The 22,806-nt window shown below is 62.1% G+C and carries 20 protein-coding genes; 9 read left to right on the forward strand and 11 right to left on the reverse strand.

Annotated elements, in window-relative coordinates:
- Window positions 1-97: 97 nt before the first annotated feature.
- From ACODTZ_RS03695 to ACODTZ_RS03720, 6 genes are all read right to left on the reverse strand, one after another.
- The gene (locus ACODTZ_RS03695; RefSeq protein ID WP_489023852.1) at window positions 98-3,118 is read right to left on the reverse strand and encodes an alpha-mannosidase; all 3,021 of its coding nucleotides are present in this window, start codon (window positions 3,116-3,118) and stop codon (window positions 98-100) included.
- Window positions 3,119-3,145: 27 nt separating this feature from the next.
- On the reverse strand, window positions 3,146-3,988 hold the full coding sequence (locus ACODTZ_RS03700) for a carbohydrate ABC transporter permease (protein ID WP_047503834.1): 843 nt from the start codon (window positions 3,986-3,988) through the stop codon (window positions 3,146-3,148).
- The gene (locus ACODTZ_RS03705; RefSeq protein WP_489023854.1) at window positions 3,985-4,917 is read right to left on the reverse strand and encodes a carbohydrate ABC transporter permease; all 933 of its coding nucleotides are present in this window, start codon (window positions 4,915-4,917) and stop codon (window positions 3,985-3,987) included. The genes ACODTZ_RS03700 and ACODTZ_RS03705 overlap by 4 nt, the downstream gene beginning before the upstream one ends.
- 85 nt (window positions 4,918-5,002) lie before the next feature.
- Window positions 5,003-6,286: an extracellular solute-binding protein gene (locus tag ACODTZ_RS03710; RefSeq protein ID WP_489024786.1), complete on the reverse strand. Its 1,284-nt coding sequence runs from the start codon at window positions 6,284-6,286 to the stop codon at window positions 5,003-5,005.
- 103 nt (window positions 6,287-6,389) lie between these two features.
- Window positions 6,390-6,545 carry a hypothetical protein gene (locus ACODTZ_RS03715; RefSeq protein ID WP_489023856.1) on the reverse strand — a complete coding sequence of 52 codons (156 nt, stop codon included), beginning with the start codon at window positions 6,543-6,545 and terminating at the stop codon, window positions 6,390-6,392.
- Window positions 6,546-6,797: 252 nt separating this feature from the next.
- Window positions 6,798-8,126 carry an aminotransferase-like domain-containing protein gene (locus ACODTZ_RS03720; protein WP_489023858.1) on the reverse strand — a complete coding sequence of 443 codons (1,329 nt, stop codon included), beginning with the start codon at window positions 8,124-8,126 and terminating at the stop codon, window positions 6,798-6,800.
- A gap of 101 nt (window positions 8,127-8,227) precedes the next feature.
- Here ACODTZ_RS03720 and ACODTZ_RS03725 point away from each other — a divergent pair, with 101 nt between their 5' ends.
- From ACODTZ_RS03725 to ACODTZ_RS03745, 5 genes are all read left to right on the forward strand, one after another.
- Complete coding sequence (locus ACODTZ_RS03725; protein WP_489024788.1) at window positions 8,228-9,208, forward strand: substrate-binding domain-containing protein; 981 nt, start codon at window positions 8,228-8,230, stop codon at window positions 9,206-9,208.
- 39 nt (window positions 9,209-9,247) lie between these two features.
- Window positions 9,248-10,138, forward strand: a complete 891-nt coding sequence (locus ACODTZ_RS03730) for an ABC transporter substrate-binding protein (RefSeq protein WP_026283574.1) — start codon at window positions 9,248-9,250, stop codon at window positions 10,136-10,138.
- Window positions 10,135-11,067: an amino acid ABC transporter permease gene (locus ACODTZ_RS03735; RefSeq protein ID WP_112435667.1), complete on the forward strand. Its 933-nt coding sequence runs from the start codon at window positions 10,135-10,137 to the stop codon at window positions 11,065-11,067. The genes ACODTZ_RS03730 and ACODTZ_RS03735 overlap by 4 nt, the downstream gene beginning before the upstream one ends.
- Entirely contained in the window at window positions 11,064-11,843 is a 780-nt protein-coding gene (locus tag ACODTZ_RS03740) for an amino acid ABC transporter ATP-binding protein (RefSeq protein WP_112435666.1), read from the forward strand. Before ACODTZ_RS03735 ends, ACODTZ_RS03740 begins: the two co-directional genes overlap by 4 nt.
- Window positions 11,844-11,948: 105 nt before the next feature.
- A complete protein-coding gene (locus tag ACODTZ_RS03745; protein ID WP_018901630.1) occupies window positions 11,949-13,130 on the forward strand; it encodes a M20 aminoacylase family protein in 1,182 nt (393 codons plus the stop codon).
- A 130-nt stretch (window positions 13,131-13,260) separates the two neighbouring features.
- Here ACODTZ_RS03745 and ACODTZ_RS03750 read toward each other — a convergent pair whose 3' ends face one another.
- The 5 genes from ACODTZ_RS03750 to ACODTZ_RS03770 form a co-directional block, all read right to left on the reverse strand.
- Window positions 13,261-13,698 (reverse strand): helix-turn-helix domain-containing protein, encoded by a 438-nt coding sequence (locus ACODTZ_RS03750; protein WP_018901631.1) that lies wholly within the window; start codon window positions 13,696-13,698, stop codon window positions 13,261-13,263.
- Window positions 13,699-13,865: 167 nt separating this feature from the next.
- Window positions 13,866-14,111: a hypothetical protein gene (locus ACODTZ_RS03755; protein ID WP_449090036.1), complete on the reverse strand. Its 246-nt coding sequence runs from the start codon at window positions 14,109-14,111 to the stop codon at window positions 13,866-13,868.
- Window positions 14,112-14,289: 178 nt separating this feature from the next.
- The gene (locus tag ACODTZ_RS03760; RefSeq protein WP_489023861.1) at window positions 14,290-15,450 is read right to left on the reverse strand and encodes a fumarylacetoacetate hydrolase family protein; all 1,161 of its coding nucleotides are present in this window, start codon (window positions 15,448-15,450) and stop codon (window positions 14,290-14,292) included.
- 196 nt (window positions 15,451-15,646) lie between these two features.
- Window positions 15,647-17,491: an IlvD/Edd family dehydratase gene (locus ACODTZ_RS03765; RefSeq protein ID WP_489023863.1), complete on the reverse strand. Its 1,845-nt coding sequence runs from the start codon at window positions 17,489-17,491 to the stop codon at window positions 15,647-15,649.
- Window positions 17,492-17,623: 132 nt separating this feature from the next.
- Window positions 17,624-18,535: a helix-turn-helix domain-containing protein gene (locus ACODTZ_RS03770; protein WP_047503809.1), complete on the reverse strand. Its 912-nt coding sequence runs from the start codon at window positions 18,533-18,535 to the stop codon at window positions 17,624-17,626.
- An 86-nt stretch (window positions 18,536-18,621) separates the two neighbouring features.
- Between ACODTZ_RS03770 and ACODTZ_RS03775 the strand changes: the two genes are divergently transcribed.
- The 4 genes from ACODTZ_RS03775 (at window position 18,622) to ACODTZ_RS03790 (ending at window position 22,757) form a co-directional block, all read left to right on the forward strand.
- On the forward strand, window positions 18,622-19,896 hold the full coding sequence (locus tag ACODTZ_RS03775; RefSeq protein WP_112435662.1) for an extracellular solute-binding protein: 1,275 nt from the start codon (window positions 18,622-18,624) through the stop codon (window positions 19,894-19,896).
- A 67-nt stretch (window positions 19,897-19,963) separates the two neighbouring features.
- The gene (locus ACODTZ_RS03780) at window positions 19,964-20,824 is read left to right on the forward strand and encodes a carbohydrate ABC transporter permease (RefSeq protein WP_018901637.1); all 861 of its coding nucleotides are present in this window, start codon (window positions 19,964-19,966) and stop codon (window positions 20,822-20,824) included.
- A complete protein-coding gene (locus ACODTZ_RS03785) occupies window positions 20,821-21,657 on the forward strand; it encodes a carbohydrate ABC transporter permease (RefSeq protein WP_018901638.1) in 837 nt (278 codons plus the stop codon). The genes ACODTZ_RS03780 and ACODTZ_RS03785 overlap by 4 nt, the downstream gene beginning before the upstream one ends.
- A gap of 14 nt (window positions 21,658-21,671) precedes the next feature.
- Window positions 21,672-22,757: an ABC transporter ATP-binding protein gene (locus ACODTZ_RS03790; protein ID WP_489023866.1), complete on the forward strand. Its 1,086-nt coding sequence runs from the start codon at window positions 21,672-21,674 to the stop codon at window positions 22,755-22,757.
- Window positions 22,758-22,806 lie beyond the last annotated feature (49 nt).

Genomic DNA, 22,806 nt, shown 5'->3' on the forward strand with positions numbered 1-22,806 from the left:
AACCGCCACAAGACCTATCGAGTCTAAGTCATTGTGTCGTAAACGGAAAGAGCCCAGCCACCGCGTGACCGGGCTCCAACCATTCGTTGACGTCGACTTAGCGCGAAATACGCCAGCTCTTGACCTGGAACGGCATCAGTCCCTCGACCGCCACATCGCGCATCGGCTCTTCCAGAATGCTCACTGTTCCCTCGTTGCGCCATCCCTGCGGCAGCGTCAGACCGAAGGCGCCACGGCGGCCGGCGGGCTCGTAGACGCGCAGGATCAGGCCATCGCCATCCTCGCACGGCTTGATCGCCGAGAGAGCGGCATCGATACCCTCAGCCTTGATCGGCTGCCACGCCCCGACGGCACGGTCGGACACGGCCATCGCCACCAGCGGCTGGTTGAGGTCGTCGGCCTCCTCGCGCACGCCGCCCTCGTACCACGAGCCTTCGTGCGGCATCAGCGAGTAGGTGAAGCTCTGCAGTCCCTCATCGGCCAGCGGGTCCGGATAGATGGGCGAGCGCAGCAGCGAGAGCCCGAGCACGTTGCCGCGGATGCTGTGCCCATACTTCGCGTCGTTCAGGATCGCGACGCCGAAGCCCGGTTCCGAGAGATCGGCGAAGCGATGCGCCGGCGCCTCGAACATCGCGGCGTCCCAGGAGGTGTTCGAGTGGGTGGGCCGCTCGACAACGCCATAGGCGCATTCACAAGTGGCGCGTGCATTGCGCACGGCAACCGCTGTCAGCGTTCTGAGGAAGGCGCGGCGGTCGTGCCAGTCGAGCTCAGTCTGGATGTCCAGCCGGCGGGCATTGGCGCCGAGCGACAGGATCTGCGTGATGCGCGAGTGGCGCCAGGTGCGCACGATCCTGATCGCGGCGCGGTGTGCCGTGTTTTCGATCAGCTCGATGCTATCAAGCGCGGTGATCTCCTCGCCGCGCGCGGCATAATCCTCCTCGACGTCCCAGGCGTCCCAGTTGCGCGGCTTGTCGGCCGGGTAGACGAACAGTCGGTTGCCGGCGCCTTCGAGCGCCTCGCGGCCGCTCGGCTTGTGCAGGATGCTCGCAATCGAGCCGTCCTTGGCCAGCGTCACCTTCAGTGTTTCGTTCTCGAGATGGCTGCTGCTCGCCGAAAGGCCCGGCTGGGCCTTCAGCGAGGCGATGTCTATGACGGCGATGGCGAGCGGGGCGATGCTGTCGCGTGACGCGACGTGGCTGCCATCGGCGAGCGTCAGCCGTACGGGCCGTTCGTCAAGCGACGGATTGACCACCAGTACGTTGCTGCCGCTTCCAGATGGCAGCTGTTTGGCGATGGCCGCGAGGGCGCTTGCCTGTGCCGCCTGGCCATCGGCGATCACGCCGTCGAGTTCTTCAGCGCTGTCGGCATAGACCTCGGCGATCGAGGAGCCCGGCAGAATGTCGTGGAACTCGTTTTTCAGAACGACGCGCCATTCGTTCTCCAGCGATGCCGGCTTGTCGCCGCCCATGAGGTGCGCCAGTCCGGCAAGGGTTTCCGCGGTTATCAGACTGCGCTCGGCCTTGCGATGCAGGCGCTTGACGACGCTTTGGCTGGTCAGCGTCGCGCGGTGCAGCTCGAGATAGATCTCGCCCTGCCAGGTGGTGAGCTCCTTTTCGGCGGCACTCTTGTGCGCCCCCTCGAAGAAGTCGTGCACCTTGGTCCAGCGCGCGGCAGGGAGCGCCGGGAAGGCGCGCAACTGCTCCTCGCGGGCGATCATCTCCGGCGTCACGCCGCCGCCGCCATCGCCATAGCCGACGGCCAAAAGGGTGGTCTCGTGCTTGTCCTTCTGCTGGAAGTTCCGCCAGGTGGGCACGAAGCAATCCGGCTGCACGAAGCCGTTATAGCCATGCATCGGGTTGTCGAAAGTGTGGGTCAGCACCCGGCTGCCGTCGAGGCCTTCCCACCAGAAGAGGTCTGCCGGGAATTTGTTGGTCTCCGACCAGTTCACCTTGATCGTGAAGAAGCTCTTCATCCCGCCCTGGCGCAGAAGCTGGGGCAGGGCGCCGGAGAAGCCGAAGCAATCCGGCAGCCAGCACACGGTGTGGCGAACGCCGAAGGTTTTTTCGAAGTAGCGCTGGCCGTAGAGGATCTGCCGGCTGAGGCTTTCGCCCGTCGGCATATTGGTGTCGGGCTCGACCCACATGCCGCCGAGCGTTTCCCATTGCCCTTCCTTCACGCGCTCGACGATGCGCTTCAGGAGCTCGGGATCGTCCTCGGCAATCTGGTTGTAGTAGTGCGCCGTCGACTGGTTGAAGCGGAAGTCGGACGACTGTTCCATCAGCGAGAGTGCCGTGTGGAAGGTGCGGCGCATCTTGCGGCGGGTCTCACGGTAGGGCCACAACCAGGCAAGGTCGATATGCGCGTGACCGGTGAGTGCGATCTCGCCCTGCGGCGGGAAGCGTTCGCGCAGCTGCTTCAGCTCCTTGATCAGCGTGTCGTAGGCCGCGACCACGCTGGCACGCTGCCCCTGGTTGAGACCCTCGGGAGCCGTTTCGAGCTCGGGCAGCTGCCAGATCTTCTGCTGGCCGACCGATGGCGACATGCGCGCAATATAGGCGGCCGTCGATGAGGGCCAGTCGAGCCCGCGCATGGCGGCCTCGGCGATATCGATCAGATGCGGAATGACCTCATGTCCTTCAAGCGTATCGACCGCCTCCGAGATCTGGCGCAGCAGCAGCCACAACCGGTCGACCGGCCCGTCCAGCCACAAGAGGTTCGCCCGCTCGAGCCTGGGCGCGCGGACGGGCTCGCCGAACGGCAGGCGCGCGACCGTCTCCGAGGAGATTTTGATCCGGCGCGACGTCAGGCGGAATTCCTGGTGGTAGGGGTCGAGGCCAAGCTGCGTTTCGTCTCCAGCCTCGTCGGTGATGGTGATCAGGCTTTCGCCGCCGAGATTGAGGCTGAGGCGCGCTTCCTCGACCGGCCAATGCTCCGGCACGCGCGCTGAGGCTGCGAAGCTCACCGTGCCGTCCTTGCGCGGCCATGCGGCGCCGATCGCAATCGGCTCGCCGTCGAAGGTCCAATCGCTGATCTGAACGGTTTCACGGGCGCGCCAGTGTTCGAGTTCCGACATGCGGACACGGATGCGGTCGAGGCGTTGGGCAAGCGTAAGCGACATGATCATATCCTGAGGTTTGAAAAGACATCAGCCCTTGACGGCACCGGCCGTCATGGCGCCGAGAATGAGGCGTTGGAGCGAAAGAAATGCGACGATGGCGGGCACGACAGACACGAGGCAGGCGGCCGCCAGCAGCTGGATGGAACTATCGTTCTGGGTGCCGGCATACTGGAAGATGCCGACGCCGATCGGCATCAGCGCCTCCTTGCTAATCAGCAGGAAGGGCACCAGGAATTGCGACCAGCCGGCGATGACGGAAATGATGAAGGCGGAGGCGATCCCCGGTGTCGAGAGCGGCAGAATGATCCGCCAGAAGACGCCGAAATGGCTGCATCCGTCGATCAGCGCCGCCTCGTCGAGGCTGCGCGGGATGCCGTCGATGAAGCCCTTGAGAATCCAAGTGACCATCGGCACGGCAAGCGCGATATAGACCATCGTCGCGCCGAAATGGCTGTCGGTGAGGCCGATCTTGGCCATGTAGCGGTAGAGCGGCACCATGATGACGAGCGGCGAGATCATCTGGAAGGCAAGCAGCACCATCATCCACGGCCCCTTGCCGCGAAAAGGAAAGCGCGAGAAGGCATAGGCCGCCGGCAATGCCACGATCAGGCAGCCGATCGCGCTCGACGCCGACAGGATGAGCGCGTTCCAGAGATAACCCGCGAACTTGTCGGAGGAGAGGATCGCGATAAAATTGTCGAGCGTCGGCGACTTGGGGATCAGCCTGGAGACGCCGAGAAACACCTCCTTGCGGGTGCGCAGCGCCAGCGACAGCAGCCAGACCAGCGGCCAGGCGAAGAAGAGGAAGGTGATCAGCATGAAGAGATAGCTGAAGAGATCGCCGATGCGTTCCTGTCTCGAATTGATCATTGGGGTTCTCCCTTCGGCAGGAAGCGGGCATAGACGAGCGCCAGGCTGAGGCTGATGACAAGCATCAGGATAGACAGCACCGCACCGGCCGCGAGATCGTAATTCCGGAAGACGACGTTGAACGTATAGAGCGAAAGAACCTCGGTCGCCCGGCCCGGGCCGCCGCCGGTCAGCGAGATGATCGCGTCGAAGGTGTTCAGCGTCTGGATGGTGATCAGGATCATGTTGACGAGGATCGCTGCGCGTAGTTGTGGAAGCGTGATGTAGATCATCCGCTGCCAGGGATTGGCACCGTCCATCTCGGCGGCTTCGTAGAGCTCCGGGTCGATCGCCTTGATGGCGGCATACATGACGACCATCGAAAAGGCCGTTCCGCGCCAGACGTTGGAGATGACGACCGACCACATGACCATGTTCGGATCGGACAACCACTGAACGGGCGAGGCCCCGAGCATCCTGAGCAGGCTGTTGAGGCCGCCGAAGGGCGCCTCGTTGAACAGCATCTTCCAGATGATGCCGCCGGCGATGCCCGGAACCACCCAGGCGACAAGCGCCGTGGTGCGCACGATGGTCGAGCCGAACAGGCCACGCTTTTCACTGCGCACGACGACCTGGGCGATGAACAGGCCGAGCACCTGCTGGGCAATGACACTGGACCCGGTGAAGACGAGCGTCACCCAGAGAATCTGCAGCAATTCCGGCTTTGAAAGCGTGTTGGCGATCGTCCGCAGCGTGTACTCTTCGTCGTTGCCGACGATCGATATGTTGGTGAAGGCAAAGCGGAAGACGTCGATCAGCGGATAGAGATAGAAGACCCCGAGAACGAGGATCAGCGGCATCAGCCACGGCGCGGGCGAGGGGTAGAATTTTCCCGCGGCAAGCCTGCTTCCGGTAGGCGCAGTCTCGGCCGCAATGCTGAGATTGGTCATCGATCCGTCCGGTCATGTGTCATTGAGATCAGGCAGTCGGCATCGGTGGCGCGGGTGAGGTTACCCCGCGCCACCGATCATCAGCTCAGCTCCGTTTGAAGGCGCTGAGCGAGGCGGTGAAAGCCTCGTCGACGGCGGCTTCCGTCGCCTGCGTGCCTGTTAGCACCTTCCCCATCATGATCTGGATCTGGTTGGATATTTCGGGGTAGACGGCGGCTCCCGGCCGCGCCTGCCCAACCTTAAGGGCCTCGGCGAAGGTCTTGTTTGCCGGTGTCGAGAAGACCTCGTACTTGTCGTAGAGATCGGCGCGCGTCGGCAGCTGTTCCTGCAGCGCGTTGGCCGGTCCCATGTAGACTTCGCGGGCAAGGTCAGCGCAGACCTTCACCTTGGCGGCATCCTTGCTGAAGGCGGCAACGGTCCACCCGCCGGTGCCGGTCGAGCGCTCATTGGCGGTCGGGCCGGGAAGGGGAGAGAAGGTCCACTTGGCGAATTCGTCCTCGTCGAGCGCGGTCTTCAGCTGCGCATACTGCCAGTTGCCGCCAACGAAGAGCGCCGTCGTTCCGGCTGCCGCAGCGGCATTGAAATCGTCATAGCTGCCGAGCGTCGCGACACGCTTGGGAGCCGCACCCGATTCCACCAGATCACGATAGTAGTTCACGGCCTTGATGAACTTGTCGCGGTTGTCGCCCTCGCCGAAGATCGGCTTGCCCTGGTCGTCGACCAGCTTGCCGCCCTGTCCCCAGAAGTTGGCGAGCCAGTCGAAGGTCGTGCCCTCGTAGCGGCTGCCGTTGAAGAGAATGCCCTCCATGCCTTCGTCGACGGAGTGCAGCGCGGCCTTCTTCAGGTCGTCCCAGGTCTGAGGCGCGTCGGGCACGATCTCCTTGTTGCGGTAGAGAACGCGCAGGTCGGTCGACCACCACCAGGCGTAGATGTTGCCGTCATCACCGGTGATGCCCTCACGGATGAAGGGAAACAGCTGGCCTATCTCTTCCTTGCTGAAATAGGGCGAGAAGGATTGCAACACGCCGGACTTCTTGAAGAGCGGCAGCACGAAGGAATCGACCGCGGCGCAATCGGGCGCCGAGCCGGACTTCGCCTGCTCGAGCATGCGCGCCTGCTCCTGGCCGATATCACTAGACATCATCTGCAGCTCGATCTGCCAGTCAGGGCGCTTGGCGATGAAATCGTTGAAGAGCTTGCTGTAACCTTCGGCATAAGCAGGCTCGTTGTTGCGCGGCCCGTCGGTCGTCATGCGGAAAATGAGCTTGTTGGGCGCATCGGGCTTGCCGACGATGTCGCCCGTGATCAGATCCTGAGCCGCCACGATAACGGGCGCGGCCAGGAACGAACCCGCCAGAAGGGCGAGCATGATTGCCTTGTTCTTCACCAGTATTTCCTCCCGATTCAGGATCCCATTCCGAGCCGCTGCCTCCACAACAACGGGTCTCCTCCGATCCATCGACTAGATTAAGTCACTTTTCTTTTGTGTCAAGCAGGTCGAAGTTCTGTTGGGTTGCACGCGTCGCGTCAACGCTGAGGCAGGCGCGGTTTGGGGCGGTGGCGGAAATCCGATCCTGGTCTTGCATCTCCTGCGTCAGCGGAGCATTTTTCGGATCGAGGTAAGCCATCGGGGGGAAGTCTAATGGACACAGTTCAAAGGTGCGTATCTGCCGGGGTAGTTATAATCGTGGCTGTGCTCACTTCCGCGTGCACGACAGGCCCCAACTATAATCCGGCTGACAACTACTATAATCCTCGGACGTCGGTGAACCCGGCTTGCAACGCTGGATTCAGACCAACCAACAATTGGACGTGTAGCTACTGACCTTCAGGTCAAGCTATTCGGCCTGCTTCCGCAGGCGAAGAGCTGCGCCGGCAGCTTAATCATGCGATGCCGCAAGCGCGATTGAATCCGCGACCTCGATGCAGCGGTCGGACAGAATGGCTGTTGCCACGCGCAGATAGTTTCCCGGCAGCAGCGAGAATTTCGCGCCCGGATGCACGGCGATCCCGCGCGCTGCAAGCGTCACCATCGCGAACGGCTCCGAGGAGACCGGCACCCAGGCGCATAGGCCGGCACCATGCGCGGCGTTTATGTTTCGGTCGCGTAATGCCTGCACCAGATCATGGCGACGTCGAGCGTAGATGTCGCGCGCTTTGCGCACCGTCTCCTGAGTCTCCTGATCGCGGATCAGCCAAGCACCCGCCGCCTGCAGGATGCGGCTCGTCCAGCCGGCGCTGAAGCTGCGGAACGACTGGATCTGCTCGACGATCGCCCGCGAACTGGAGAGGGCGGCCAAGCGCAGATCAGGGCCGTGAGTCTTCGAAAATGAGAATATGTGGATCACCCGATCAGGGAAGATATTCCCCATCGATTGCCTCGGTGCATCGGAGATATCACCGACGCCATCATCTTCCACGATCAGCGTATCGGCACCGCGCAAGACGTCGGCCAGGCTTTGCATACGCGCGGCAGTCACAGTCTGGCCGGTGACTGAATGGATGCGCGGTTGGAAGATAAAGGCGACGGGGCGATAGGCCATGGCCTGGCGCAGTGACGAGGGCAGTGGACCCTCATGGTCGCACTCCACAGGAATGATGCGCGCCCCGCGATCTTCGAGAATATCAAGCAGACGCATGGCAGTCGGATTCTCGATCGCGACAGCGGCGCCGGGCATGACAAGCGCATGCATCAGCGTGTAGACGGCGTTGTAGCCGCCGTTGGTCGCCAAAAACGCCTCGGGCTCGTAGGGCCACGTCTCTCTGACCGCCGCCTCTAGCTCAGGCAGAATGCGGTTGCGCTCATAGCTGTTGAGATTCTCGGCGGAAGCGCCGTAGATCATCGCCTGCTCGAGCTTCGGCAGAAGCGTCACGTCGGGCACGGCCGCCGTCAGGTTCAGCACATCTTCGCCGTAGTTGCCGGAACTCGCTAAGCGCTCCGGTTTGGCGACGAAGCGGTCGCCGCTCACCCAGGTCCCGTTGCGCCCGCGGCCGCTGATGATCTTCTGGCGCCGCAATTCGCTCCACGCTTCGGAGATCGTGGCCGGGCTGATACCGAGCGCAAAGGCTAGGTCGCGAATGGCCGGAAGCTTGGTGCCGACGGGCAAAGCACCGCCACGGATGAGGGCGCTCGTCTCAAGCGCAATCCCGCGAATCGTCCGATCGGTTATTTTTTGGGCAAACCACGCCGCATCCCGACTATCGCTCATTTTTGCACCGTATTTAATGTTCAATAACGTAATAACATTTGATCGGCTTCATTTGAACATTTAACGATGCGCCAGACAAGAAATTTCGAGAGTGAATGCAGATGCCGATCACACTTCGCCTTGCCCTTCGCGACTGGGACTACATGACCCCTCTCATTCTCGGCGACGTCTCGTCGTCGAAGCTCGACGTCAAGGTCGAGCGCATCGGCACCCTGGTCTCGCATGTCGGCAAGAGCGACACTTGCGACGCAGCCGAAATGTCCTTCAGCCGCTACACCCAGCTGCGCTACGATGGTGACCACAGCGTCGTCGGCATTCCTAATTTCATCATGCGTGGCTTCCGCCATCGCTGCGTCATCACCATGAAGGACAGCCCGATCACCGAGCTGTCGCAGCTTGCAGGCAAGCGCATCGGCGTCACCGGCTGGCGCGACTCGGGCAATACCTGGACGCGCGCCGCCGTGCGTCGCGAAGGCGTTCAGGTCGAGGACGCGATGTGGTATGCTGGCCGCCTGACGGAAGCGCATCCTGTTGTCGATCGGCTCGACGGTTTCGGCCGCCCCGGCCTGATCGAAGCGGCTCCCGGCGAGCGTCCGATGGTCGATCTGCTGCGCGAAGGCCAGCTCGACGCGATCTTCACGCCGTTCATGCCGGATGGCTATTTTGCCAATGGTTCACCTTTCCGGCAGGTTCTGTCCGATTTCCGTGGTGCTGAGCGTCGATATTTCGACGAGGTGGGTTATGTACCCGGCATGCACCTCATCGGCATCAAGGCTGAGATCGTGGAAGAGAACCCCTGGATCATCGCAGAACTCAGCCAGCTGATCGAAGAGTCGCAGCGCATGTGGCTGAACAAGCGCCGCAAATATGCGGATACGTCGCCGTGGATGTTCGACGAGCTCCTGAAGACCTCCCTCGAACTCCCTGCGAACTGGGATGAAAACGGCCTTGCCGCCAACGAGAAGATGATCGCCGATTTCTCGGCCGAGCTGCACGCCCAGGGCATTCTCGCTCGCGAGATGACGCCGCTTGAGCTCTTCCCGTTCGATACCGACGGCAGCCGTACCGGTGCCAACCTCTAACCGCATGCAACCAAGACAGCATTAATAAGGGGAATGAACATGTTGCTGAAGAAAATGACCTACCTCGTCCTGGCAAGCGCCGTGGCCACCAGCGCCGCGATGGCAGAGGACGCGGCCTTGCCGAAGCCCGCGCTCAACGCCGCGCTGCATGACAAGCTGCCCGACGCGATCAAGACCTCGGGCAAGATGATCTCCGTCAACAACGGTTCGTTCCCTCCCTATGAAATCGTCACCGGCACCGTCATGACCGGCGCCAGCGCCGATCTGACCGAAGCGCTGGGCGCCGTCCTCGGCGTCAAGATCGAGCATGAAACGGTCGGCGGCCTGCCTGCACTTCTCGCCGGCGTCAACTCCGGTCGCTACCAGTTCGCCTTCGGCCCCGTTGGCGACTACAAGGATCGCGAAGCGTCCAACGACTTCGTCGACTGGGTTCAGGAATTCGTCGTCTTCGCGACCGTGAAGGGCAACCCGAAGGGCATCACCTCGCTCGACACGGCCTGTGGCCAGCGCATCTCGGTCATGGCTGGCGGCTCGGCCGAGCGCGTGATCAAGACCCAGTCGGACAAGTGCAAGGCGGACGGCAAGAGCGGCGTCGAAGTCCAGTCCTACACCGACCAGCCAAGCTCGATCCTCGCCGTGCGCTCCAAGCGCGCCGACGCCTTCTTCTCCTCGCAGGCGCCGCTCACCTATTTCGTCAGCCAGGCAAACGGCCAGCTCGAACTGACCGGCGTTGGCCAGAAGAACGGCTTCGAAGACATCTTCCAGGGCGCCGTCGTTCCCAAGGGCTCGCCGCTCGGCCCTATCCTGATCGACGCCATCAAGGTACTGATGGCCGACGGCAGCTATGCCGCGATCATGAAAAAGTGGGGCCTTGAGAACAACATGATCAAGGAACCCGGCCTCAACCTCGGCGGACAGCTTCCCAAATGAGCACCAACACCACGACCAATGCACCGCCTTCGGGCGGTGCTGACTTCCGCGACGTCGTTACCGCGCATACGCCGTTCAGAACGGGACGCCTCGTTCTCTGGGCGATCATCGCCATCGTCGTCATCGATTTCGTCTGGATCGTCGCCAACAACGAGAATTTCGGTTGGCCGGTCGTTGCCCAATACTTCTTCGACCCGACCGTCATCAGCGGCCTCTATGTCAGCCTTGGCCTGACCGTCATCGCGATGATCCTCGGCGTCGCGCTCGGCCTGATCATCGCCATCATGCGCATGTCGAACGACCGGTTGGCGAAAGGCTTTGCCTCGCTGTTCATCTGGTTCTTCCGCGGCACGCCGCTGCTGGTGCAGCTGATCTTCTGGTACAACATGTCGACGCTCTTTCCGCAGCTGTCGATATCAGTTCCCTTCGGCCCGTCGCTCATCAGCTGGGACACCAATGCGGTGATCACGCCGATGACGGCTGCCATCGTCGGCCTCGCGCTCAACGAAGCGGCCTACATGGCCGAAATCATTCGCGGCGGCCTTCTGTCGGTCGATCGCGGCCAGGCTGAAACCGCCGAAGCCTTCGGCATGACCAAGGGCAGGGCGCTGTGGCGGATCATCATTCCGCAGGCGATGCGCTCGATCGTTCCGCCGACCGGCAACCAGCTGATCAGCATGATCAAGGCGACTTCGCTCGTCAGCGTCATCGCCATGGCCGATCTGCTCTACTCCGTGCAGTCGATCTACAACCGCACCTTCGAGATCGTCCCGATGCTGCTGGTCGCCGTCATCTGGTACCTGCTCATCACCTCGGTGCTCAACATCGGCCAGAGCTACATCGAAGCCTATTACGGCCGCAGCGAACGCCGCAATGGCGCAACCGCCAAGCCGGCCGCCGCGGCCGCTGCAGAGGAGGCAAGCCATTGACCGCCGTCTCCAATACCAAGCCGCTGGTTCAGGCGCGCAATGTCCACAAGTCCTTCGATCATCTCGAAGTGCTGAAAGGCATCGACCTCGACATCATGCCTGGCGAAGTCGTCGTCGTTCTCGGCCCGTCGGGTTCGGGCAAGTCGACTTTCCTGCGCTGTATCAACCACCTCGAGTCGATCCAGAAGGGATACATCGAGGTGGATGGCGAGCAGATCGGCTATCGGGTGCGCAAGGACCGGCTGGAGCGGCTTTCGCCCAACGGCATCGCCCGCCAGCGTCGCAAGATCGGCATGGTGTTCCAGCAGTTCAATCTCTATCCGCACATGACGGTGCTGCAGAACATCATCGAGGCGCCGGTCGGCGTTCACGGTGAGAACCGCAAGGACGCGATCGAAAACGCCAAGCAGCTTCTGCAGCGTGTCGGCCTGTCGGAGAAAGCGAATGCCTATCCCCGCCAGCTCTCCGGCGGCCAGCAGCAGCGCGTGGCGATCGCCCGGGCGCTGGCTATCAAGCCGAAGCTGATGCTCTTCGACGAGCCGACCTCGGCACTCGATCCCGAACTCGTCGGCGAAGTGCTTTCGACGATGCGCGATCTCGCCAAGCAGGGCCTGACGATGATCGTCGTCACCCACGAGATCGGCTTTGCCCGCGAGGCGGCCGACCGGGTGGTGTTCATGGACGGTGGCGTCGTGGTCGAGCAGGGCAAGCCCGAGGATGTGATCGGCAATCCGCAGCATCCGCGCACGCAGGCCTTCCTGTCGCGCTTTCTCTGACGTCCAGCTCATCCGGCGCAAAGCCGCTCATGATGCAATCGAAGACCCGGCCGGCCCTGTCATGGGGCCGGTAGCGGACCACGCATGCAAAGAATTGGAACGGACATGACCATCGACAACGATTTCGCACGCCTTTCGGATTTCGAGCCCATGGACGCCGAACTGCGCGCCATCCGCCAGCATCTGCACGCCCATCCCGAACTGTCGTTCGAAGAGACGGAAACCGCCCGCTTCGTCGCAGAAAAGCTCGAGGGTTGGGGCTATGAAGTGACCCGCAACGTCGGTGGCAACGGCGTCGTCGCCCGCATGACGCAGGGCGCCGGCAAGAAGAGCATCGCGATTCGCGCCGACATGGACGCGCTGCCGATCACCGAGCAGACCGGCAAGCCCTATGCCAGCCAGGTGCCCGGCAAGATGCATGCCTGCGGCCACGACGGCCACACGACGGTGCTGCTGGGTGCTGCCGAATATCTGGCGCGCACCCGCAAGTTCAACGGCACGGTCAACCTGATCTTCCAGCCAGCCGAAGAGGCCGGCGGCTTCAGCGGTGCCCAGGCAATGATCGATGACGGCCTGTTCGAGCGCTTCCCGTTCGACGCCATCTTCGGTCTGCACAACCACCCCGGCGCGCCCGAAGGCAGCTGGCTCATGCGTTCGGGTCCGCTGATGGCGGCTGCCGACACCGTCGAGATCAAGATCACGGGCAAGGGCGGCCACGCGTCGCGTCCGCACCTGACGATCGATCCCGTCGTCGTCGCCTGCAATCTCGTCGTCTCGCTGCAGACGGTCATCTCGCGCAACGTCGATCCGACGCAGACGGCTGTCGTCACGGTTGGCGCGATCCATGCCGGTGAAGTGGCCAACGTCATTCCGGAAAGCGCGAGCATGCTTTTGACGGTGCGCTCGTTCGACCCGAAGGTTCGCGAGATCCTCGAAAAGCGCATCCGGGCGCTGACGACATCGCTGGTCGAAGGCTTCGGCGCCACCGTCGAGATCGACTACGCCTACGGCAACCCTGTCGTCGTCAATTCCGAGAAGGAGACCGAGTTCGCCCGCATGGTGGCCGAGGAGCTGGTCGGCGAGGGCAATGTCGCGCTTTGCCCGCTGATCCCTGGTAGCGAGGACTTCTCCCACTTCCTGCAGCACAAGCCCGGCAGCTTCTTGCGCTTGGGTAACGGCATGAACTCGGCGATCCTCCACAGCGCCAAATACGACTTCGCCGACGACAGCCTGACGGCGGGTGCCGCAATGTGGGCGCGTCTCACAGAACGCTATCTCGACGAGTAATCGCTCGGTATCGAACTCTCCCAAGAAACGAAGAAGGGGCGCCCGCAACAGGCGCCCCTTCTTTCATGTCATGCAGGCTTTTATATCATGCGGGCCGCGGCGCGGATGCGCCGTCGGCCGGTAAGTCCAATTACTGGTTGGACGAGGCGGCGGATTTGTCCGCGGCAACCTGCGTCTGCGCCATCGCTTTCACGAGCGCCACGATCTTTTCGCGCAGCTGCGTGTCCGTGATCTTGATGAACGCCTTGTTGAGCGCGAGCCCTTCCTTGGAATGCAGGAATTCGGCGACCGGATCGGTCGTTGCCGTCAGATCGAGGCCGGCGAGCGACAGGGGCTCCGACGGATCCTGCTGAAAGAAGAAACTTGGCGTGGTATTCAGAACCTCAGCGATACGCTGCAGCCGGCTGGCGCCGATCCGGTTCATTCCCTTTTCGTACTTCTGCACCTGCTGGAACGTCACGCCGATCTGCTCGGCCAACCTTTCCTGGCTTAGTCCCAGCAACTGCCTGCGCATCCTGACTTGGGAACCCACATAGCTATCGATTGCATTCGGTGTCTTAGCATTCATCCTGTATGTCCTATGCCGGAATCAAAGCGAAACAGTCCCCGGCAAACCGGCTCTATCCAGCAACAACAGTTTGTCTTAGCAAGCGATCAAATTCAACCTCAGGATTATGACGATAAGGTGATCTGTGGGCTGAAACCCCGAAGATGCGCGCCATACGTGCGTTTCGCTCAATCTCTACCGCCGAAGCGGATCGGCCGGATCACACGGTGGACAATCTTTAGCGTCCGGTCGGGCTGGATCATGTAGGTCTCCTCGACCTCCTGTCCGTACTGGTCGATGAAGCTGTGCGGGAAGGTCGAGCCGATCGGCGATTTGGTGAGCTTCGTTCGAGGCTGGCCACTATAGATGATGCTGCCTGGAATCGGCGTCAGGCCGGGTGCGGAGTAGTCCTTGCCCGTCGTGCATCCTGCCATGAGAACCAGCGCGACAATTGCAACCACAGTCCGTTTCATCGCACCCTCACATCTTCGCTTCGCTTGACCTGTGCATATATGGTCGCGGCTTGGAATGGACAGGCGCTACCGGCTTATCCCGGATGTTTTTTGATGGCGGCGGCAAGCGCCGCCATCGCGTCTCACTTGTTCAACGAGCCTAGAGCAGTCCGCGTTTCGCCAGATTGGCCATCAGCGCGCCGATGCCGAAGGTCCAGGGGGCGCAGTCGTTCGAGCGGCGCACCGTATTCACAAGTGAGCCGAGCCCGGCCGACGAAATCTCCACGACGTCGCCGATCTTGTGGGTAAACCCCTGGTTCGGCGCGTCGCGGTCCTGCGTCGGGGCAAACAGCGTTCCGAGAAACAGCATGAAGCCATCGGGATACTGATGGTGCGCGCCGCAGGTCTGGCGCACGAGGTCGGACGGATCACGGCTGATCTTCGACATCGAGCTCTTGCCATGAAGCACGAAGCCGTCTTCGCCGGTTACCTTCAGGTCGAGCTCGGCGCTGCGCACCGCATCGAGGTCGAAGCTCTCGTCGAGCAGGCGGATGAAGGGGCCGATCGAGCAGGAGGCGTTGTTGTCCTTCGCCTTGCCAAGCAGCAATGCCGAACGTCCCTCGACATCGCGCAGGTTGACGTCGTTGCCGAGTGCCGCCCCCCGAATTTCACCACGGCTGTTGACCGCAAGCACGATCTCCGGCTCCGGATTGTTCCAGGTCGAGACCGGATGCAGGCCGACATCGGCACCCCAGCCGACGGAGGAGAGCACCGGCGCCTTGGTGAAGACTTCCGCATCCGGGCCGATACCGACCTCGAGATATTGCGACCACATCCCTTCCTCGATCAGCGCCTGCTTGACCGTGGCGGCTTCAGGAGATCCGGCCTTCAGATTGTTGAGGCTGCCGCCGATCAGCGTGCTGACACGCTCGCGGATCGCGGCAGCCCGGTCAGGATTGCCCGCCGCCTTCTCCTCGATCACCCGCTCGATCATCGACTGCGCGAAGGTCACGCCGCAAGCCTTGACCGCCTGCAGATCGACCGGCGCCAAGAGATGGGGGCGCGAGGCATCCGGTCTGGCGGTGCTGTTGGCGGCGATGTCCTCGAGCGTTCCGAGCGACTTGCCGTTAGCCGCGCGGACGAAGGCGACGAGATCTGGTCGCTCCAGAAGCGCGCTCATCGTGGCCACGTCCTTCGAGGTGAGATCGATCACCTGTTGATCGCGGATCGTCACGATGCTCGGGCCTTCGGCGGCAGGGTTCCAGACACGGCCAACGAACAGGCCGCCCGAGGCAGCGGCGTCGAGAAGGGTATGAGGCATGATAATATTCCGTCACGCGAGCGATGGACGCGCTCTATGAGCCAGGGGATGCGCCGCCCTCCAACCCAGCGGCAGCAAAATCGATCATATTCGCCGGCGCCGGGCAAGGCCGGAATGCTGGGGAATGATCGCCTACCCGCGAAAACACTCATGGGCCGGCGCCTGTTTGACGCCGGCCCATGATAGACGTCGCCGCTTAGTGGTTATCGCGCGGGATACCCTTGGTCTGGGCGATGCGCTGATACTTCACCGCCGGCTCCAGCACCGCGCCGGTCTCCATCTGCCCGACATAGGAGCGCTGGATTTCCTGCCACGGCGTCTGGCTTTCCGGGTAGACATAGCCGCCGGCCGCAACCAGTTCCGCGCGCCGCTTGGCGATCTCTTCGTCGCTGATCAGGATGTTGGCGGTTCCCTTCTTGAGGTCGATGCGCACCTGATCGCCCGTCTGCAGGATCGCAAGCCCGCCACCGGCGGCTGCTTCCGGCGAGGCGTTGAGGATCGACGGCGAGCCTGATGTGCCCGACTGGCGACCATCACCAACGCAGGGGAGCGACGAGATGCCCTGCTTCAACAGGTAGTCCGGGGCACGCATGTTCACCACTTCGGCAGCGCCCGGATAGCCGATCGGGCCGGCGCCGCGCATGAAGAGGATGGTCGCGGCGTCGATCGCCAGCGACGGATCGTCGATGCGGTGATGATAATCCTCCGGCCCGTCGAAGACGACCGCGCGGCCGGTGAAGGCTTCCGGGTCATTGGGATTGGAGAGGTAGCGGTCGCGGAACTCGGGCGAGATGACGCTGGTCTTCATGATCGCCGAGGAGAAGAGATTGCCCTTCAGCACGCGGAAGCCGGCGCGCTCTTTCAGCGGCCGGTCGAACGGCCGGATGACCTTTTCGTCCTCGATCATCGAAGCCGTGTAGTTCTCCCCGACCGTCTTGCCGTTGACCGTCATCGCGTTGGTGTCGAGGTGACCATGCTTGATCAACTCGCCCATGACAGCGGGGACGCCGCCGGCGTGGTAATAATCTTCGCCCAGATATTCGCCTGCCGGCTGCAGGTTGACCAGCAGCGGGATTTCCTCGCCATGCGTCTGCCAGTCATCGACCGAGAGCTCTACGCCGACATGGCGGGCAAGCGCGTTCAGATGGATCGGCGCATTGGTCGAGCCGCCGATCGCGGAGTTCACCTTGATCGCGTTGATGAAGGCTTCCCTGGTCAGGATATCGGATGGCTTCAGATCCTCGCGCACCATCTCGACGATCCGCAGGCCGGTCTCGTAGGAGATTTCCTGGCGGTCACGATACGGAGCAGGGATGGCGGCGGCGCCCGGCAGCTGCATGCCGAGTGCTTCGGCAAGCGAGTTCATCGTGGTCGCCGTGCCCATCGTGTTGCAGTAGCCGGTCGAGGGGGCCGAGGAGGCGACGAGCTTGACGAAGCCCTGGTAGTCGATCTCGCCGCGCGCCATCATCTCGCGCGCCTTCCACACGATCGTGCCCGAGCCCGTGCGCTCGCCGCGGAACCAGCCATTCAACATCGGGCCGACGGACAACGCGATCGCAGGGATGTTCACGGTTGCCGCGGCCATGAGACAGGCCGGCGTGGTCTTGTCGCAGCCGATCGTCAGCACAACGCCGTCGAGCGGATAGCCGTATAGCACCTCGACGAGGCCGAGATAGGAGAGGTTGCGGTCGAGGCCGGCGGTCGGGCGCTTGCCGGTTTCCTGGATCGGGTGCACCGGAAACTCGATCGCGATCCCGCCTGCGTCGCGGATGCCTTCGCGAACGCGCTTGGCCAGTTCGATATGGTGGCGGTTGCATGGCGACAGGTCCGAGCCCGTCTGCGCGATGCCGATGATCGGCCGGCCCGACTGCAGCTCTTCCTGGCTGAGGCCGAAGTTCATGTAGCGTTCGAGGTAGAGCGCCGTCATGTCGGGATTGGCCAGATTGTCGAACCATGCCCTGGAGCGAAGCTGCGGCTTCCCTGTCTTCTCGTCGATTACGGTGTTGCTGGATGAGGCGGGTGTTTTCTCGACCACGATCATTTTCCTTGGTTTTGCTGCGGTATAGTCATGCGGTTAGCCGATCGGTACGTCCAAGTATCATCGGTAACATGGCGGATTGTCGGCGCGCGAAACGGCTCACGTCACTCCGGCAACGTTTACGGCGCTGCCTCCTCAGGCCGGAACGTACTGCGAGATGAAGCGCGCGTCGCGACGGAAATCGGATGGCGACATGCCGGCGATATGGCGGAAGGATTTGTTGAAGGCGCTGATCGAGCCAAATCCGCTATCCATCGCCACCTGCAGCACATTCGCCTCTTCGTTCATCAGCATCGCCTGCGCGCGCGACAGCCTGAGCAGGTTGACGTACTTGCTGAGCGTCATGCCCGTCGTCTTCTTGAAGAGGTTCATCGCGTATTTCGGATGCAGGTCGGCGGCGCGGGCAATATCGACCGAATCGATCTCGTGCAGGAAGTTCAAGGCGATGAAGTCGCACATGCGCGCGACGCTGCGCGAGGATTGCGGATAGGCCTGCTCGACATCATCCGTCGCCGACAAGCCGTTGGGCGCCAGCATCGAATAGGGCTCGAGCACGATGCGCTCGATGCGCAGAAGCATTTCCTCCACGGCGTGCTGCGCCTTGGCGGCATCGCCGGATTTCGCATAGGCCACCCAGCGCGGAAAGTTCTCGATGTCGGCGGCATCGGTGGCGGATGTGAAGAGAATCTCGCCCTTCATCAACCGGCTCGAAATGTTGATCGGCACGCGCATGCGGAAGAAATAGACCAGCGGCAGATGCCCGCCGGCATAGATCGAATCATCGCTGCTCTCGTCCATCTGGTGCGGCTGCCCGCCCCAGAACAGGCACATGTCGCCGGCCTTCATGCTGATGTCGTGGCCGTTCATGCGGTAGTGCACCTCACCACGCATGATGTAGTTCAGCTCCACCTGCACATGCCAATGCGGCATGAGCATTGGTGGCGGATGGTTGTGAAACATCTGGAGTGCCGTCGGCAATCCCTCGATGCTGCTCGCTCCCGGCTGATAGACAGCCCTCTGTTCAATCTTACTTTCCGCCAAATCCATATTCCCTTTTTAGGAGACAGCGGCTCCCTTGCGGTTAGTGTAGTCACGTTCGCTAAGGGACGGCAATTGAAAAGGGAGGATTTTCAATGCGCTTCAAACTTATCGGTGCAACCGCTGCTGTTGCACTTCTTGCATCCGGCTCCGCATTCGCGCAGTCCGCCAATCTCACCATCTGGAGCTGGAACGTTGCCGCATCGGCGCTGAAGTCCACGCTCGAGGGCTTCAACAAGCTCCACCCGGATATCAAGGTCACGGTGGAAGACCTTGGAAACCAACAGGTTTTCGACAAGATGCTTGCAGCATGTGCTGCCGGCGGCGAGGGCCTGCCTGACATCGTAACGGTCGAAAACTTCGAGGCCGAAATCTTCTGGAATCGATTCCCTGATTGCTTCGCCAACTTGAAGGACCTCGGCTATACGGCTGAAATCCAAGGGAAATTCCCTGAGTTCAAGCGCACCGAGCTTGAAGTGGGCGATGTCGCCTATGCCATGCCGTGGGATTCCGGTCCGGTCGCCGTCTTCTATCGTCGCGACTTCTACGAAAAGGCCGGCGTCGATCCGGCATCGATCAAGACCTGGGACGATTTCATCGCCGCCGGCAAGAAGATCTCGGCCGCCAATCCCGGCGTCGTCATGGCGCAGGCCGACTTCAACGGCGACAGCGAATGGTTCCGCATGATCTCCAACGAGCAGGGCTGCGGCTACTTCTCGACGGATGGCCAGAACATCACCATCAACCAGCCCGCTTGCGTCGCCACCCTTGAGAAGGTCAAGGAGATGAAGGACGCCGGTACGCTGACGGCCGCCATCTGGGACGAAAAGATCCAGGCCAACACCGCCGGCAAGGCTGCCAGCCAGATGTATGGCGGCTGGTACGAAGGCACCGTGCGCTCGGGCTCGCCCGATCTCTCCGGCAAGTGGGGCGTCTACATGATGCCGAGCCTGACGCCGGATGGGCCGCATGCGGCCAACCTCGGCGGCTCGTCGCTGGCGATCGCCGCCAACTCGGCCAACAAGGAAGCCGCCTGGACCTATGTCGACTACGCGCTCGGCACCAATGAAGGCCAGGTCGCGATGCTGAAGTCCTTCGGTCTCGTGCCGTCGCTGCTGTCGGCGGTACAGGATCCGTTCGTCAACGAGGCACAGCCCTACTGGGGCGGCCAGAAGGTCTGGGCCGATATTCTCTCGACCCTGCCGAAGATCAAGCCGAGCCGCGGCACGCAGTTCCAGACGGATGCCGACGCCATCTACAAAGCAACGCAGACCAAGTATTTCGCTGGCGGCTATCCTGATGCGAAGACGGCGCTCGACGACGCCGCCAAGCAGATCGAGACCGCTACCGGCCTTCCCATTGCGGAATGAGTGACGATGCCGGGCATCCTGTGGGTGCCCGGTTTCCATCTCTCGCTTCGACTTTGAGGAGAATGAAATGCCGATCCGGAACCGGAGCGCATACTTTTTTCTTGCGCCCTATCTGCTCGTCTTCGCCACTTTCTGGCTGTGGCCCATCATCAGCTCGTTTCTGATCTCGTTTCAGAATACGCGCGTAAATCCCTGGAAATTCAGCGCTTCCGTCAATTGGGGACGCCTGATCGGCGATCCCGCCTTCTACAATGCGCTCTATAACACGCTGATCATCCTGGTGATCCAGGTGCCCGTCATGATCGCGCTTGCGACGCTGATGGCCGTGCTGTTGAACTCGCCGCTCCTGAAGGCGCGCCCGCTCTATCGCTTTGCCTTCTTCGCGCCCGTCGTCGTCGGTGAGGTGGCTTATGCCGCCGTCTTCCGGCTGATGTTCAGCATCGATTTCGGCATCGTCAACAAGCTGATCACCTCGGTCGGCCTGTCTCCCGTTTCCTGGTTCGACAACGCCAATGCCGCGATGGCGCTCGTCATCATCGCCGTCACCTGGCGCTGGGCGGGCTACAACGCCATCATCCTGCTCGCCGGTCTGCAATCGATCCCCGACGATGTCTATGAGGCGGCAACGCTCGACAAGGTGTCGAAGACCAAGCAGTTCATCCATATCACCCTGCCGCTCCTGAAGCCGATCATCCTGTTCTGCGTCATCCTGTCGGTCATCGGCACGATGCAGCTCTTCGCGGAGCCCTTCCTGATCACCAATCGCGGTGGTCCCGGCGGCGGCACCGAGACGCTCGGCCTGCTGCTCTATCGCCAGGGCTTCCTGTCTCTGAACTTCGGCTACGCGTCGGCGATCGCTTACACCATGGCCATCCTCGCCATCACCATCTCGCTGCTCAATCTCTGGGTCGGGAGGGAACAGAAATGAAGTCCAAATCCCAATCCAAGATGCTGCAGACCGTTCTGCTGCATGTCGTGCTGACGCCGCTCGCCATCGTCTGGCTGTTTCCGATCTGGATGATGTTCGTCTTTTCGACCATGCCCGATTACGGCATCTTCAGCCCCGACATCGTGCTCTGGCCGTCGACGAACTTCGTCGAGAACTTCAAGAACCTGCAGGCCGATACAGACTTCGTGCGTGCCATGTTCATCTCGGTCGTGGTCGCCTCGGTCTATACCTTCCTGTCTGTGCTTCTGACGTCGATGGCGGGCTGGGCGCTGGCGCGCTATCGCTTCGTCGGAAAGTCGATGGTCGTGGCCATCATTCTCGGCACCATCACGCTGCCCTTCGCCGTCGTCGTCATCCCGCAGTTCATCATGGTGGCCCGCGAGTTTAAGCTCGCCAACACCTGGGTGGCGCTGATCGTCCCGCCGCTGTTCAACTCGCTCGGCGTGCTGTTCATGCGTCAGGCCTTCTCGATGATGCCGGCTGAACTCTTCGATGCCGCCCGTGTCGAAGGGGTCAAGGAGCGGCAGATCTTCCTGCGGATCGCACTGCCGCTGGCACGCCCGACGATGGCGGCGCTCGCCATCATCCTCTTCCTGGCGTCGTGGAACAACTACCTCTGGCCGCTGCTCATCAATTCCAAGCCCGGAATGATGACCGCGCCGGTGGCGCTCGGATCGCTGATCGGTCTCACCAAGGTTTCATGGGGCGGCATCATGGCCGGCGCCATGCTGCTCACCGCGCCGATCCTCGTGGTCTTCGTGTTCCTGCAACGTCACTTCATCGCCGGCATTTCGGCCGGCGCAGTCAAATAGTCGGGGAACGCCTGATGTCTGAACTTTCTTTGAAAAACGTGGTCAAGCGCTTCGGCGCGCTCGAGATCATCCATGGCGCCGATCTCGACGTGAAGGATGGCGAGTTCGTCGTCTTCGTCGGCCCGTCGGGCTGCGGCAAGTCCACGCTGCTGCGTATGATCGCCGGGCTGGAGGATATCTCCGGCGGCGAGATCAATATCGGCGGCAAGGTCGTCAACGATGTCGAGCCGGCCGATCGCGGCATCGCCATGGTCTTCCAGTCCTATGCGCTCTACCCGCACATGACGGTGGAGGAGAATCTGAGCTTCGGCCTGCGCATGAACGGTAATCCCAAGGCGGATACCGAAAAGCGCGTGAAGCATGCCGCCAACATCCTGCAGATCAACGAGCTGATGCAGCGGCGGCCGAAGCAGCTCTCCGGCGGCCAGCGCCAGCGCGTTGCCATTGGCCGCGCCATTGTGCGCGAGCCGCAAGTCTTCCTGTTCGACGAGCCGCTGTCCAACCTCGATGCGGAGCTGCGCGTTCAGATGCGCGTCGAGATCTCGCGGCTGCACAAGCAGCTCGGCACCACGATGATCTACGTCACCCACGACCAGACGGAGGCGATGACGCTTGCCGACAAGATCGTCGTGCTCCGGTCCGGCAACATCGAACAGGTGGGCGCGCCGCTCGATCTCTACGACGATCCCGCCAACCAGTTCGTCGCCGGCTTCGTCGGGTCGCCGAAGATGAACTTCCTGAAGGCCAAGGTGATCGAGACGGGGGGCGGAACGACTACCGTCGCCATCGCCGGCGAGCCGAACGTGCGCCTGACGCTACCGATCACCTCGGCGGTCGAGAAGGGCGCTGACGTCACGGTCGGCATTCGCCCGGAGCATTTCAGCGATGCCGGGCAGGGCGACACGGATCTGACCGTCTCCATCGACGTCGCCGAACACCTCGGCAACACCAGCTACATCTACGCCACCACGAAAGGCGGCGAGCAAATGATCATTGAGCGCCCGGAATCACGCACTGCCGCCGAGCGCGACACGCTGACGGTCGGGCTCACCGCAAGACGCGTCTTCCTGTTCGACAGCGCGGGCAAACGCCTGCGCTGACCAACTTTCCATCCCAAGACTTGCAACTGACTGACATGAAAGAAGAGGA

The organism is Rhizobium sp. FG113 (assembly GCF_057809895.1).

Bases quoted from the DNA above. Each gene is read 5' to 3' on its own strand.
- ACODTZ_RS03695 (WP_489023852.1), bottom strand. From the start codon at position 3,118: ATGTCGCTTACGCTTGCCCAACGCCTCGACCGCATCCGTGTCCGCATG.
- ACODTZ_RS03700 (WP_047503834.1), bottom strand. From the start codon at position 3,988: ATGATCAATTCGAGACAGGAACGCATCGGCGATCTCTTCAGCTATCTC.
- ACODTZ_RS03705 (WP_489023854.1), bottom strand. From the start codon at position 4,917: ATGACCAATCTCAGCATTGCGGCCGAGACTGCGCCTACCGGAAGCAGG.
- ACODTZ_RS03710 (WP_489024786.1), bottom strand. From the start codon at position 6,286: ATGCTCGCCCTTCTGGCGGGTTCGTTCCTGGCCGCGCCCGTTATCGTG.
- ACODTZ_RS03715 (WP_489023856.1), bottom strand. From the start codon at position 6,545: ATGGCTTACCTCGATCCGAAAAATGCTCCGCTGACGCAGGAGATGCAA.
- ACODTZ_RS03720 (WP_489023858.1), bottom strand. From the start codon at position 8,126: ATGAGCGATAGTCGGGATGCGGCGTGGTTTGCCCAAAAAATAACCGAT.
- ACODTZ_RS03725 (WP_489024788.1), top strand. From the start codon at position 8,228: ATGCCGATCACACTTCGCCTTGCCCTTCGCGACTGGGACTACATGACC.
- ACODTZ_RS03730 (WP_026283574.1), top strand. From the start codon at position 9,248: ATGTTGCTGAAGAAAATGACCTACCTCGTCCTGGCAAGCGCCGTGGCC.
- ACODTZ_RS03735 (WP_112435667.1), top strand. From the start codon at position 10,135: ATGAGCACCAACACCACGACCAATGCACCGCCTTCGGGCGGTGCTGAC.
- ACODTZ_RS03745 (WP_018901630.1), top strand. From the start codon at position 11,949: ATGACCATCGACAACGATTTCGCACGCCTTTCGGATTTCGAGCCCATG.
- ACODTZ_RS03750 (WP_018901631.1), bottom strand. From the start codon at position 13,698: ATGAATGCTAAGACACCGAATGCAATCGATAGCTATGTGGGTTCCCAA.
- ACODTZ_RS03755 (WP_449090036.1), bottom strand. From the start codon at position 14,111: ATGGCAGGATGCACGACGGGCAAGGACTACTCCGCACCCGGCCTGACG.
- ACODTZ_RS03760 (WP_489023861.1), bottom strand. From the start codon at position 15,450: ATGCCTCATACCCTTCTCGACGCCGCTGCCTCGGGCGGCCTGTTCGTT.
- ACODTZ_RS03765 (WP_489023863.1), bottom strand. From the start codon at position 17,491: ATGATCGTGGTCGAGAAAACACCCGCCTCATCCAGCAACACCGTAATC.
- ACODTZ_RS03770 (WP_047503809.1), bottom strand. From the start codon at position 18,535: ATGGATTTGGCGGAAAGTAAGATTGAACAGAGGGCTGTCTATCAGCCG.
- ACODTZ_RS03775 (WP_112435662.1), top strand. From the start codon at position 18,622: ATGCGCTTCAAACTTATCGGTGCAACCGCTGCTGTTGCACTTCTTGCA.
- ACODTZ_RS03780 (WP_018901637.1), top strand. From the start codon at position 19,964: ATGCCGATCCGGAACCGGAGCGCATACTTTTTTCTTGCGCCCTATCTG.
- ACODTZ_RS03785 (WP_018901638.1), top strand. From the start codon at position 20,821: ATGAAGTCCAAATCCCAATCCAAGATGCTGCAGACCGTTCTGCTGCAT.
- ACODTZ_RS03790 (WP_489023866.1), top strand. From the start codon at position 21,672: ATGTCTGAACTTTCTTTGAAAAACGTGGTCAAGCGCTTCGGCGCGCTC.